The organism is Streptomyces sp. NPDC003720, assembly GCF_042875075.1.
Classification (GTDB): domain Bacteria; phylum Actinomycetota; class Actinomycetes; order Streptomycetales; family Streptomycetaceae; genus Streptomyces.
This window is the reverse complement of sequence record NZ_JBIANZ010000003.1, coordinates 323150-335756: the sequence shown is the minus strand read 5'-3', so window position 1 is coordinate 335756 and position 12607 is coordinate 323150. Positions and strand designations below refer to the sequence as shown.

Genomic DNA, 12607 nt, shown 5'->3' with positions numbered 1-12607 from the left:
TGTCACGGGGTGGTCCCGAAACGCGTTTGTTCTGTAACGGTGCGGCCCCCGGTGCCGTAGGCCCCCGCCACCTGGGACAGGATGTCAGGAACACATAAGCATCTGAGGGGGAACCCAGAAATGAGCAACAACCAGCCGGGCCCGTACGGCCAGCAGCCGCCTTCCGGTCAGCCGGGGCAGCCCGGTCCCTACGGCCAGCCGGGACCCTACGGCCAGCAGCCGCAGGCACCCCAGCCCCAGCCCGGCTACGGCTACCCCCAGCAGGCTCCCCCGGCCCCGCCGCAGCCCGGCTACGGCTACCCCCAGCAGGGCGGTGTGCCGCAGCAGCCGAACCCGTACGGTCAGCAGCCGGGCGCCTACCCCCAGCAGCCCTACGGCGTGCCGCAGCCGCCGGCCCCGAGCGACGGCAAGAAGAAGACGGGCCTGATCATCGGCGCGGTGGCGGTCGTCGCGGCGATCGCGGTGGGCGCGTACTTCGTGCTGGGCGGCAGCGGCGGCTCGGACGTCGCGGACGACGGCCCCCACAAGCTGACGACGCCGGCGACCGTGCTGGGCGACTACAAGAAGTCGGCCGCCCAGGACAGCGGCGGCTTCGACGAGAACGATGTCAAAGACGCCGAGAAGCACGGCGTGAAGAACGCCGAGGACGTTCACGCCGGCTACCAGTCCGGCGACAAGAGCAATCCGCTCGCCGGCAAGGTCATCAACTTCATGGGCGTATACGGCGACATCGAGAACCCCGAGGCCGTCGTGGACGGCATGTTCGCCGAGATGAAGAAGAGCGCCGCGAAGGACGGGAAAGAGGGCCAGGTCATCGGCAGCCCACAGTCCTTCTCGCCCAGCGGGCTCGACGGCGCGATCCTCAAGTGCCAGGAGATCAAGTACAAGAGCGACTCGTCCACCGGATCCTCGTCCGGCGGCCCCAGCGCGATCAGCATGCCGGTCTGCATCTGGGGCGACCACAGCACGATGGGCGCGATCATCAGCCTCGAGATGGCGGACGCGATGGCGGGCAAGAGCGCCGATCTCGCCGGTGCGGCCGAGCTGACGGCCAAGTTCCGCAAGGAGGTCCGCGTCAAGGCCTGACGCGCGGCGCGGAACACGCGAAGGGGCCCCGGTCGGTGACCGGGGCCCCTTCGCGTATTCCGCCGCGGCGGCTACGCCGTCTTCTGCTCGCCGGTGCCCCGGCCGCGGGCGTCCCGGGGGATCAGGGTGGGGTTGACGTTGGAGTGGACGACGTCGGCCGTGATGACGACGCGGGCGACGTCCTTGCGGGACGGGACCTCGTACATCACCGACATGAGGACCTCCTCCATGATGGCGCGCAGGCCGCGGGCGCCGGTCTGGCGGAGGATGGCCTGGTCGGCGATGGCCTCCAGCGCCTCGCGCTCGAAGTCCAGCTCCACGCCGTCGAGTTCGAAGAGGCGCTGGTACTGCTTGACCAGGGCGTTGCGGGGCTCGACCAGGATCTGGAGCAGGGCCTCGCGGTCCAGGTTGTGCACGGAGGTGATCACCGGCAGGCGGCCGATGAACTCGGGGATCATGCCGAACTTGACCAGGTCCTCGGGCATGACGTCCTCGAACTGGTCCTTGGCCTCCAGCTCGCGCTTGGAGTGGATCGTGGCGCCGAAGCCGATGCCCTTGGCGCCCGCCCGGGACTCGATGATCTTCTCCAGGCCGGCGAAGGCGCCGCCCACGATGAACAGGACGTTCGTCGTGTCGATCTGGATGAACTCCTGGTGCGGGTGCTTGCGGCCGCCCTGCGGCGGAACCGAGGCCGTGGTGCCCTCGAGGATCTTCAGCAGGGCCTGCTGGACGCCCTCGCCGGAGACGTCGCGGGTGATCGACGGGTTCTCGCTCTTGCGGGCCACCTTGTCGATCTCGTCGATGTAGATGATCCCGGTCTCGGCCTTCTTGACGTCGTAGTCGGCCGCCTGGATCAGCTTGAGGAGGATGTTCTCCACGTCCTCGCCGACGTAGCCCGCCTCGGTCAGCGCCGTGGCGTCGGCGATCGCGAAGGGCACGTTCAGCATGCGGGCCAGGGTCTGCGCCAGGAGCGTCTTGCCCGAGCCCGTGGGGCCGAGCAGCAGGATGTTGGACTTCGCCAGCTCGATGGCGTCCTCACGGCTCTGGGCGCCGCCGTTCTCGCCCGCCTGGACCCGCTTGTAGTGGTTGTACACCGCGACGGAGAGGGCCTTCTTGGCGGCCTCCTGGCCGACCACGTAGCCCTCGAGGAACTCGTAGATCTCGCGGGGCTTGGGAAGCTCCTCCCAGCGCACCTCGCTGGTCTCCGCGAGCTCCTCCTCGATGATCTCGTTGCAGAGATCGATGCACTCGTCGCAGATGTACACACCGGGCCCTGCGATGAGCTTCTTGACCTGCTTCTGGCTCTTGCCGCAGAACGAGCACTTGAGCAGATCGCCGCCGTCACCGATGCGTGCCACGGTGTGCTTCCCCTTCGCCTGGGAGACGACTGGACGCTTTCGAGTCCAGCGGCTCCTGGTGCTGCCTTATGTCCGACGGTACCTTGCCGGGCCCCGTGTTCGGGTCCCCCTTGGCAGGGTTCACTTTGACGTGAGTCCTGCCAAGGGGGCCTGAGCGTACGCCGCCCTGGGTCAGCGGACCGCTTCGTTGTTCATCTTCCGGGTGGAGATGATCTGGTCGACGATGCCGTACTCGAGCGCTTCCTCGGCGGTGAGGATCTTGTCGCGCTCGATGTCCTCGCGGACCTGCTCGATCGCCCGGTTGGAGTGCTTGGCCAGCATGTTCTCCAGCTGCTCACGCATCCGGGTGAACTCGTTGGCGATGATCTCCAGGTCGGAGAGCTGGCCGCGGCCGGTGGAGCCGGCCGGCTGGTGGATCAGCACGCGCGAGTTCGGCAGCGCCATGCGCTTGCCCGGGGTGCCGGCGGCGAGCAGGATGGCCGCGGCGGAGGCCGCCTGGCCCATGCACACCGTCTGGATGTCCGGCTTCACGAACTGCATGGTGTCGTAGATGGCCGTGAGGGCCGTCATGTCGCCACCGGGGCTGTTGATGTAGATCGAGATGTCCCGGTCGGGGTCCATCGACTCCAGGCACAGGAGCTGCGCCATGACGTCGTTGGCCGAGGCGTCGTCGATCTGGACGCCCAGGAAGATCACGCGCTCCTCGAAGAGCTTCGCGTACGGGTCGTACTCGCGGATGCCCTGGGAGGTGCGCTCGACGAAGCGCGGGATGACATAGCGGCTGTCGGGCCGGGGCCCTTCGTACATGCCGCTGGCGGCGCCGGGGAAGTTGCTCATGAGGGTGTTCACCGTCCTGGTGGCGTTCGGGGGGCTGGTTTCTCGGCGGTGCGTGGCGTGGCCGGGCCGGTCAGGCACCGGTGCCGCCGCCTCCCGGAACACCCGAGGCGTTCCTGATGATCTCGTCGATGAGACCGTACTCCTTGGCCTCTTCCGGGGTGAACCAGCGGTCGCGGTCGGCGTCGCGGAGGATCGTCTCCACCGACTGGCCGGAGTGCAACGCGGTCAGCTCGGTCATGGTCTTCTTGGTGCGCAGCAGGTACTGGGCCTGGATCTTGATGTCCGAGACCGTACCGCCCAGGCCCGCGGAGCCCTGGTGCATCATGATGTCCGTGTGCGGCAGGGCGAAGCGCTTGCCCGCGGTGCCGCCGGTGAGCAGGAACTGGCCCATCGAGGCCGCCATGCCCATGCCGATCGTGACCACGTCGTTCGGGATGAACTGCATGGTGTCGTAGATCGCCATGCCGGCCGTCACCGAGCCGCCCGGGCTGTTGATGTAGAGGTAGATGTCCTTGTCGGGGTCCGCGGCGAGGAGCAGCAGCTGTGCGGTGATCTTGTTGGCGATGTCGTCGTCGACCTGCTGACCGAGGAAGATGATCCGCTCGTTGAGCAGCCGGTTGTAGACCTGGTCGCCGAGGCCACCACCGATGGAAGGCTCGCCGGCGGCTGAAGGCATCAGATTCGTCACGTATCCACCTGCTCGTCTTACGACGGCGCCGGGCCGTCTCACGTCGTCCTGCCGGAGGCTTGGCTGGGGTCTCAGGAGACTCCCCTGCCCCCGTATTCAAGGACCCTAACGCTCAGGTCCCCTCGGGGAATCCCGGAGATGACAGTGTTCGCCGGGGGCGTAGCGGCCGCGCCGCCGGGGCGGGCGCGGATCCCGGGGCCGAACGGCACGGGCCCCCGGGAAGCACACTCCCCGGGGGCCCGTCCTACGCGCTTGGAAGGCGCCGTGGTGGCGCTCAGCCCTCGGCGTTCTCCTCGGAGGTCTCCGACGCCTCGACGGCCTCGGTCTCCTCCTCCTCGTCGTCCAGGTCGACGACCTCGCCGTTGGTGTCCTTCACCGTGGCGGCCTCGACCACGACGGCCAGGGCCTTGCCGCGGGCGACCTCGCCGACCAGGAGCGGCACCTGGCCGCCCTCGACGACGGCCTGGGCGAACTGGTCGGGGGACATGCCGGAGGAGGCCGCGCGCCGCATGAGGTGCTCGGTGAGCTCCTCCTGGTTGACGTTGAGGTTCTCCTTCTTGACCAGCTCGTCGAGGACGAACTGGGTCTTGATGCCCTTGACCGCGGCTTCGCGGGTCTCGGCGTCGAACTCCTCGGCGGTCTTGCCCTGGATCTCCAGGTACTTGTCGAGGTCGAGGCCCATCTGGCCGAGCTGGTGGTGCTCCAGGTTGTGCTTGCGGGTGTTGATCTCGTCCTCGAGCAGCTTCTCGGGGACCGGGACCTCGACCAGCTCGAGGAGCTTCTCCAGCACGCGCTCCTGGGCCTGGGTGGCCTGGTCGTACTGCTTCATGTCGGCCAGGCGCTTGCGGCTGTCGGCCTTCAGCTCGTCCAGGGTGTCGAACTCGGAGGCGAGCTGCGCGAACTCGTCGTCCAGCTCGGGCAGTTCGCGGGCGGCCACCTGGGTGACCTTGACGGTGACCTCGGCCTCCTTGCCCGCGGCGGAGCCGCCCTTCAGCTCGGAGGTGAAGGTGCCCTCCTCGCCGGCGGACAGGCCCTTGACGGCGTCGTCGATGCCGTCCAGCAGCTCGCCCGAGCCGATGGTGTAGGAGACGCCGTCGGCGACGCCGTCCTCGAGGACCTCGCCGTCCACCTTGGCCTGCAGGTCGATGGTGACGACGTCGCCGTCCTGGGCGGCGCGCTCCACCGGGGAGGTGGAGGCGAAGCGCTCGCGGAGCTGCTCGACGGACTTCTCGACGTCCTCGTCGGTGACCTCGACGGCGTCGACCTCGACCTCGATGCCGGAGTAGTCCGGGATCTCCAGGGCCGGGCGGACGTCGACCTCGGCCGTGAAGTTCAGCGTCTCGCCGTCCTTCAGGTCGGTGATGTCGACCTCGGGCTGGCCCAGCGGGCTGAGCTCGGCCTCGTTGACCGCCTCGGTGTAGAACTTCGGAAGCGCGTCGTTGACGGCCTCCTCCAGCACCGCACCGCGGCCGAACCGCTGGTCGATGACGCGGGCCGGGATCTTGCCCTTGCGGAAGCCCTTCACCGTGACCTGCTGGTTGATCTTCTTGTACGCCGCGTCGAGGCTGTCCTTGAGCTCCTCGAAGGGCACCTCGACAGTGAGCCGAACCCGGGTCGGGTTCAGGGTCTCCACGGCGCTCTTCACGGTTCGGTCTCCTTGTGGCTGACTTCTTGGTTTCTGCCGGAGCCAGACTGGTCCGGCGGATTTCGCCGCCCGGAGGAGTTCGTAGGCCGAGTGGGCCGGGACACACGGGCGCGCAGCTTGCATAGTAACCGCAGCCGGTCAGCGCCCCAAAAGGCGATCATCAGGATGCCGCGAGCCGGTGGTCGGGGTGGCGGGATTTGAACCCACGGCCTTCCGCTCCCAAAGCGGACGCGCTACCAAGCTGCGCCACACCCCGTCTGGTGCGACACGTAGGGTACATGTCCCGGCCGGTTCCGTCGGCCGGTTTCACCACCGCCGCGCACACGACATCGCCGCAGTCCAACACGTTGGCCTCCGCGGCGGGCGACCCGCTACGATGCTCTCCAGTGCCACGGTCGCAGACCGGCGGCGCCTTGTCGCGGGCGTAGCTCAATGGTAGAGCCCTAGTCTTCCAAACTAGCTACGCGGGTTCGATTCCCGTCGCCCGCTCCACACGGTCCAGGGCCGGGTCGAGGATCACTCCTCCGCTCGGCCCTGATCGTTTCCCGCGGAGCCGCCGCCACTCGGAAGCGGAGCGGCTCAGAAGCTGATCTGGTTGATCGTCTCCGCTATCGAGTTCATGAAGCGGTTGATCGACGGCGCCATGCCGGTGGAGGCGAGGAAGAAGCCGAAGAGGACGGCGACGATGGCCGGGCCGGCCTTGATGTTCCCCCCTCGGATCAGCACCACAAGGATGATCGCCAACAGCAGCACCACGGACAGTGAAATGGCCACAACTGATCACACCTTCGGTCGGTCCGCTCTCCCGGCCCTGGGATGCGGCCCCGCGCACCCCAGCCAGAACCATCGTGCCACCAACCCGGCCCTTGTATGCGGGTCGTGACGCAACGTCGGGCGGCGGACCGCCGCCCGCGAGACCCCGCACAGTAATTCGACGCGCACACCGGCACCTGCGGCACAGGGAATTGCGCAGCTTGGTTTCCATGTCCACACATCACGTGCGCAGGTAATTCGAATTGATGACACACGGGCGACGTATGCCCCAGTTGGTCACGATGAATCGGGACATCAGGGGTCAACGAGGGGTACCGCTGTGCCCACCATCACGTGGACAGCGGAGGCAAGTTATGAAAATCAGGGGGTACCCGGACGGGATAACCAGGAATAACAGGCGGGGTTTTACGGAATCCCACCGTCGACGCTAGGGTGCCTGAGATGTTTGAAGCCGCCTCGTCCCCCGGCCAGAACCGCAGACCACTCCCCCCGGCGCAGTCGCCGGCCGACGGAGTGCCCGGTCCGCGTACCCCAGTGAGCGAACAGAAGGGGCGGACGGCGGCGGACAGACCGGGCAGACAGCGCGACTCGTTCTTCGACAACGCCAAGTACCTGGCCATCGTGCTCGTCGCGATGGGCCACGCCTGGGAGCCGCTGAAGGGCGACAGCCGCATCCTGGAAGGCCTCTACACGGTCGTGTACACCTTCCACATGCCGGCGTTCATCATCATCTCCGGCTTCTTCTCCCGCAGTTTCGACATGCGCCCGGACCGGCTGAAGCGGCTGATCACCGGTGTGGCCGTGCCGTACGTCCTCTTCGAGACGGCGTACCCGCTCTTCAAGAACGCCGTCGACCACTCCCACGAGGAGATCAGCCTCCTCGACCCCTGGTACCTGACCTGGTTCCTGGTCGCCCTGTTCGTCTGGCGGCTCACCACGCCCGTGTGGAAGCTGGTGCGCTGGCCGCTCCCCGTCGCCATCGGCATCGCCATGCTGGCCAGCGTCAGCCCGAGCATCGGCGACGACCTCGACCTCCAGCGCGTGCTGCAGTTCCTGCCGTACTTCGTGCTCGGCCTGTGCATGAAGCCCGAGCACTTCCACATGGTGCGCCGGCGCTGGGTGCGGATCGCCTCGGTGCCGGTGTTCGCGGCCGCGCTCGCGTTCGGCTGGTGGGCGGTGCCGCGCATGAACACGGCGTGGTTCTACCACCGTGACTCCGCGCAGGAGCTGGGCGCGCCGTGGTGGATCGGCCCGGTGATGGTGCTCGCGATGATGGGCTGCTCGCTGCTGCTGACGGCCTGCTTCTTCGCCTGGGTGCCGCGCCGCCGGATGTGGTTCACGGCGCTGGGCGCGGGCACGCTCTACGGCTACCTGCTGCACGGCTTCCTGGTGAAGTTCGCCGACTACCGGGGCTGGTTCGACCACCCCGGGCTGCACCACCCGCTCGGCGAGATCCTGGTGACCGCCGTCGCGGCCGCCGTCGTCACCCTGCTGTGCACCGCCCCGGTGCGGCGGGTGTTCCGCTTCGCGATGGAGCCGAGGATGGCCTGGGCGTTCAAGCAGGACGCGGCCGAACTGGCCCGCGAGCGGCAGCAGAAGGAGCGCGAGCGCGAGAAGGTCAGCGCCTAGGACTCCGCCCTCTCGGCACCCGGCCCCGCCTGGCCCAGACCGAGAAGTGCCCGCATCCGCGCGTACTTCTCGGTCAGTCGTTTCCGGGTCGTCTCGTCCAGGAGCGCCAGCCGGGCCGGATCGGCGTTGTGCGCCAGGTCGGCCTCCTTCACCAGCAGCGCGCCCGGAGTGGCGAGGATGCGCCGGGCGTACTCGCCGGGTTCCTCACCGGCCCGCTTGGTGACGGCGCGCACGACGGCCTTGGTGCGCTCCGTCAGGGCGGCCGACTCGAGCCACTCCTCGCTCAGCGCGCCGTCCTCCACGGCGTCGTGCAGCCAGGCCGCCGCGATCTGCTCATCGTCCCCGCCCCGGGCCCGTACCCCCTCGGCGACGGCGGCGAGGTGTTCGGCGTAGGGCCGTCCCGCCTTGTCGGTCTGTCCTTCGTGCGCGGCCCGCGCGAGGCTCTCCACCTCGCCGGGGCCGAGTGGCGTCCCGTTCATCGCCCCAGTGTCCCCGGTGCGCGGGGCTCCGGGTAGCCCGGTCAGCGGGGAGCCGAGGTGGCCTCGCGGCAGATCAGCAGCAGGGCCCGGTCGTCGTTGACGTCCTTGGCCACCGCCTCGATCAGGTGCCAGGCGGCGCCGTGGAAGCCGCCGGCGACATAGCGGTCGGCTTCGCCGGTGAGGCGGTCGATGCCCTCGACGATGTCCCGGTCGGAGGTCTCCACCAGGCCGTCCGTGAAGAGCATGAGCACGTCGCCGGGCCGCAGCGAGCCCTTGGTGGAGTCGAACTGGGCGCCGTCGTACACCCCGAGCAGCGGGCCCTCGGCGGCCTTCTCCTCCCAGCGGCCGCTGCCCGCGCTGAGCTGGAGCCCCGGCGGATGCCCGGCGGAGTACAGCTCGTAGTCGCCGGAGTCCAGGTCCAGGACCAGGTGGATGGAGGTGGCGAAGCCCTCGTCCCAGTCCTGGCGGAGCAGGTAGCCGTTGGCCGCCGGGAGGAAGGCGTGCGGCGGCAGGGAGCCGAGCAGGCCGCCGAAGGCGCCGGACAGCAGCAGGGCCCGCGAGCCGGCGTCCATGCCCTTGCCGGAGACGTCCGTGAGGACGACCTCCAGGGTGCGGCCCCCGTTGGTGCGGGCCGCGACCACGAAGTCGCCCGAGAAGGACTGGCCGCCCGCCGGGCGCAGTGCCATCTCGTGGTGCCAGCCCTGCGGCAGCTTCGGCAGCGTGCTCTGCACCCGGATCCGCTCGCGCAGGTCGAACAGCATGGTGCCGCCGCGCCGCCAGGGCACGCCGACCCGGCTGCGGAACTGGGCGGTGAGGAGCCCGAAGAAGCCGCACGCGGCGACCACCAGGACCACGCCCGGGGTGACCCGCGAGGGCCCCTCCGTGTACGGGCCGAGCCGCACCGACTCCACGATCAGCGCGGTGGCCGCGGCGGCGTAGAGGCCGAGCAGGCTGGCCGGGCGCAGCACCAGGCCGCCCGCGACGATCGGCAGCACCAGCGCGCCCGGCGAGAACCACACCGAGTTGCCGAGTGTCAGGGCCGCGAGGACGGGAATGGTGAGCAGCAGGCCGACGAGCGCGATCCAGTCCGAGCCGTCGCCGCGGAAGTAGTCCACGGCGCTTCTGCGCAGGCCGATGCGGACCCGGTGCCACTGCATCTTCCACCGGGCCGTGAACGTCTCGGCCTTCGAGCGCCGCTCTCGTCCTGCTGCCATCAGTTCGGGACCCTATCCATCGGACCAGCCACTTGGCACGGGAGGTCCCACTTGTCCCCCGTGCGAGGCTCCGCTTCGCGGTTGGACTTCACAGTGAACGGCACTCGGGGCCGTCGCGCCCCCGCCTGGGAGAAATTCGCTGGCTCGTCCCGGGAGGCGCTGGTAGGCATGGCTCATGGCGACCGAGCGTGTGACCGAGCTGACAGTGCTGCGCCCCGAGGAGTGGGACGGGTGGTTCGACCACCTGATCCGCGCCTTCGGCGCCGGTGAGGCCTCCGCGGAGGAGCGCGAACTGGATCGGTCGGTCACGGAGTTCGACCGTTCCCTGGCCGCCCGGGACGGGGACACGCTCGTGGGGACGGCCGGGGCCTTCAGCTTCCGGATGACCGTCCCCGGCGGCGCGCGGGTGCCCACCGCGGGCGTCACCATGGTGAGCGTGGCCGCCACGCACCGGCGGCGCGGGGTGCTGACCTCGATGATGCGCCGGCAGCTCGACGACGTGCGCGCGCTCGGTGAGCCGCTGGCGGCGCTGACCGCCTCCGAGCCGGCGATCTACGGCCGGTTCGGGTACGGCGCGGCGACCTTCCAGTTGCAGGCGGAGATCGACACGAGCCGGGTGGCCCTGGCCCCGGTCGCCGGCGCCGGGGAGGTGCGGCTGCGGTACGCGGAGCCCGCCGAGGTGCTGGCCGAGTGCGAGGCGGTGTACGCGGCGCTGGTGCCCCGCAGGCCCGGGATGCTGGTCCGGCAGCCGAACTGGGAGCGGGCCGGCCTGGTCGACCCGCCGGGCGACCGGGACGGCGCGTCGGCGCTGCAGTGCGTGGTGGCCGAGCGGGACGGCGCGGTCACCGGGTTCGCCCGGTTCCGCACCAAGCTCGGCTGGGGTCCGAGCGGGCACGACGGCACGGTGACGCTGGAGGAGCTGGCCGCGCTCGACCCGGCGACCGACGCGGCGCTGTGGCGCTTCCTGTTCGACATCGACCTGATGACGACCCTGAACCTGCGCGGGCGGCCGGTCGACGACGCCTGGCAGTATCTGGTCTCCGACATCCGGCGCTGCCGGCCCCGCTTCCGGGACGCGTGCCATCTCCGGCTGGTCGAGGTCGGGGCGGCGCTGTCGGCCCGCACCTACCAGGCGCCGGTGGACGTCGTGTTCGACGTGGAGGACGCCTTCTGCCCCTGGAACGCGGGGCGTTGGCGGCTGACCGGCGACGCGAAGGGCGCGTCCTGCGAGCGCACCCGGGACCCCGCGGACCTGGAGCTGTCCGTGCGGGAGCTGGGGGCGGCGTACCTGGGCGGGGTGTCGCTGCTGTCGCTGGCGGCGGCCGGGCGGGTGCGGGAGCTGCGGCCGGGGGCGCTCGCGGAGGCGGCGGTGGCGTTCGGCTCGCCGGTGGCGCCGTGGCTGCCGCACGGCTTCTGACGCGGCTCGCCGGGCCCTTCCGGCCGCCTGGTCAGTGGTCCTGGCAGGTGGGGCACCAGAAGAGGTTGCGGGCGGCCAGCCCGGCGGTGCGGATGCCGGTGCCGCAGATGTGGCAGGGCTGGGCGGCCCGGCGGTAGACGTACACCTCGCCGCCGTGGTCGTCCACGCGGGGCGGGCGGCCCATGGCCTCGGGGGTGTGCTCGGGGCGGACGGTGTCGATGCGGTTGTGGCGCACGCCCTCGCGCATGAGCGCGACCAGGTCGGCCCAGATCGCCTCCCACTCGGCCGGGGTGAGGTCCCGGCCCGCGCGGTAGGGGTCGATGCCGTGCCGGAAGAGGACCTCGGCCCGGTAGACGTTGCCGACGCCCGCGATGACCTTCTGGTCCATCAGCAGCGCGGCGACGGTCGTACGGCTGCGGGAGATCCTTCGGTACGCGGCGCCCGGGTCGGCGTCCGCGCGGAGCGGGTCGGGGCCGAGCCGGTCGTGCACCGCGCGCTTCTCGGCGTCGGTGACGAGCGCGCAGGTGGTGGGGCCGCGCAGGTCGACGTACCCGGTGTCGCCGGCGAGCCGGAGCCGGACGGTGTCGGTGGGCGGGGGCGCGGGGGCCGGGCCGAAGGCGACCTTGCCGAAGAGGCCGAGGTGGATGTGGACCCAGTCGGCGTCGCGGAACCGGAGGAAGAGGTGCTTGCCGTGGGCCTCGGTGCCGGTCAGGAGGGCTCCGTCCAGCAGGTCCGCCGCGTCGGAGAACTTGCCCTGGGGACTGGTCACCCGGGGGGCGGTGCCCTGGAAGCGCTCGGCGTAGTCCTGGGCCAGCCGGTGGATGGTGTGCCCTTCTGGCACGGCTGAGGTGTCCTTTCCTGCCGCTTCCGGCCGGCCCGTCCCGGCCGGTGGAGAGGCTGCGGGGGCCCGGTACCGGTCCGGGCCCCCGGGGGTGCTACTGCTGCGGGTGGTGGGCCGGGAGCGGGGGCAGGTCGCCGGTCGTCTCGTAGCCGGCGAGCATGTCGATGCGGCGGATGTGACGCTCGTCACCGGAGAACGGGGTGTTGAGGAACACCTCGACGAACTTCGTCGCCTCCTCCGTGCTGTGCATGCGCGCGCCCACCGCCACGACGTTGGCGTCGTTGTGCTGGCGGCCGAGGCCGGCCGTCTCCTCGCTCCAGGCCAGCGCCGCGCGCACGCCCTTCACCTTGTTGGCGGCGATCTGCTCCCCGTTGCCGGAGCCGCCGATCACGATGCCGAGCGCGTCGGGGTCGGCGGCGGTCCGCTCGGCCGCGCGCAGGCAGAAGGGCGGGTAGTCGTCCTGGGCGTCGTAGATGTGGGGCCCGCAGTCGACGGGCTCGTGCCCCGCCGCCTTGAGCCAGTCGACGAGGTGGTTCTTGAGTTCGTAGCCCGCATGGTCGGAGCCGAGATACACGCGCATGGGACGAGTGTGACACGCCGGTTTCGGGGCAGCAGCCGCGGGTGTGACATCGGTCGAAT

The 12607-nt window shown here is 70.2% G+C and carries 12 protein-coding genes and 2 tRNA genes; 4 read left to right on the top strand and 10 right to left on the bottom strand.

Translation table 11 applies throughout. The annotated features are described in order from the left end of the window. Positions 1-120: 120 nt before the first annotated feature. A complete protein-coding gene (locus ACFYU0_RS10430) occupies positions 121-1086 on the top strand; it encodes a hypothetical protein (RefSeq protein ID WP_351659311.1) in 966 nt (321 codons plus the stop codon). A gap of 71 nt (positions 1087-1157) precedes the next feature. Here the strand turns inward: ACFYU0_RS10430 and clpX are convergent, their stop codons facing one another. The 5 genes from clpX to ACFYU0_RS10405 form a co-directional block, all read right to left on the bottom strand. Further along, positions 1158-2444 carry an ATP-dependent Clp protease ATP-binding subunit ClpX gene (clpX, locus tag ACFYU0_RS10425; RefSeq protein ID WP_389299495.1) on the bottom strand — a complete coding sequence of 429 codons (1287 nt, stop codon included), beginning with the start codon at positions 2442-2444 and terminating at the stop codon, positions 1158-1160. Between the two features lie 171 nt (positions 2445-2615). Next, positions 2616-3281, bottom strand: a complete 666-nt coding sequence (locus tag ACFYU0_RS10420; protein WP_351659302.1) for an ATP-dependent Clp protease proteolytic subunit — start codon at positions 3279-3281, stop codon at positions 2616-2618. 70 nt (positions 3282-3351) lie between these two features. Beyond that, positions 3352-3957 carry an ATP-dependent Clp protease proteolytic subunit gene (locus ACFYU0_RS10415; protein WP_199213517.1) on the bottom strand — a complete coding sequence of 202 codons (606 nt, stop codon included), beginning with the start codon at positions 3955-3957 and terminating at the stop codon, positions 3352-3354. 286 nt (positions 3958-4243) lie between these two features. Then, entirely contained in the window at positions 4244-5614 is a 1371-nt protein-coding gene (gene tig / locus ACFYU0_RS10410; protein ID WP_351659299.1) for a trigger factor, read from the bottom strand. 179 nt (positions 5615-5793) lie between these two features. Continuing rightward, positions 5794-5870, bottom strand: a tRNA-Pro gene (locus tag ACFYU0_RS10405). Positions 5871-6032: 162 nt separating this feature from the next. Between ACFYU0_RS10405 and ACFYU0_RS10400 the strand changes: the two genes are divergently transcribed. Next, positions 6033-6106, top strand: a tRNA-Gly gene (locus ACFYU0_RS10400). An 87-nt stretch (positions 6107-6193) separates the two neighbouring features. Here the strand turns inward: ACFYU0_RS10400 and ACFYU0_RS10395 are convergent. Next, positions 6194-6388 carry a hypothetical protein gene (locus ACFYU0_RS10395; protein ID WP_143632335.1) on the bottom strand — a complete coding sequence of 65 codons (195 nt, stop codon included), beginning with the start codon at positions 6386-6388 and terminating at the stop codon, positions 6194-6196. Between the two features lie 513 nt (positions 6389-6901). Between ACFYU0_RS10395 and ACFYU0_RS10390 the strand changes: the two genes are divergently transcribed. Then, positions 6902-8017, top strand: a complete 1116-nt coding sequence (locus ACFYU0_RS10390) for an acyltransferase family protein (protein WP_389299942.1) — start codon at positions 6902-6904, stop codon at positions 8015-8017. Here ACFYU0_RS10390 and ACFYU0_RS10385 read toward each other — a convergent pair. Together ACFYU0_RS10385 and ACFYU0_RS10380 are read right to left on the bottom strand one after the other, a co-directional pair. Beyond that, on the bottom strand, positions 8014-8496 hold the full coding sequence (locus ACFYU0_RS10385; protein WP_389299491.1) for an HD domain-containing protein: 483 nt from the start codon (positions 8494-8496) through the stop codon (positions 8014-8016). The genes ACFYU0_RS10390 and ACFYU0_RS10385 overlap by 4 nt on opposite strands. A gap of 41 nt (positions 8497-8537) precedes the next feature. Further along, complete coding sequence (locus ACFYU0_RS10380; RefSeq protein WP_351659289.1) at positions 8538-9710, bottom strand: PP2C family protein-serine/threonine phosphatase; 1173 nt, start codon at positions 9708-9710, stop codon at positions 8538-8540. A gap of 175 nt (positions 9711-9885) precedes the next feature. Here ACFYU0_RS10380 and ACFYU0_RS10375 point away from each other — a divergent pair, with 175 nt between their 5' ends. Next, entirely contained in the window at positions 9886-11127 is a 1242-nt protein-coding gene (locus ACFYU0_RS10375; protein ID WP_389299488.1) for a GNAT family N-acetyltransferase, read from the top strand. Between the two features lie 31 nt (positions 11128-11158). On the opposite strand, the gene ACFYU0_RS10370 is transcribed toward ACFYU0_RS10375, so the two are convergent. Next, positions 11159-11968, bottom strand: coding sequence for a DNA-formamidopyrimidine glycosylase family protein (locus ACFYU0_RS10370; protein ID WP_351659283.1), 810 nt, complete (start codon positions 11966-11968; stop codon positions 11159-11161). 94 nt (positions 11969-12062) lie between these two features. Beyond that, entirely contained in the window at positions 12063-12548 is a 486-nt protein-coding gene (locus ACFYU0_RS10365; protein ID WP_389299483.1) for a ribose-5-phosphate isomerase, read from the bottom strand. Positions 12549-12607: the final 59 nt, after the last annotated feature.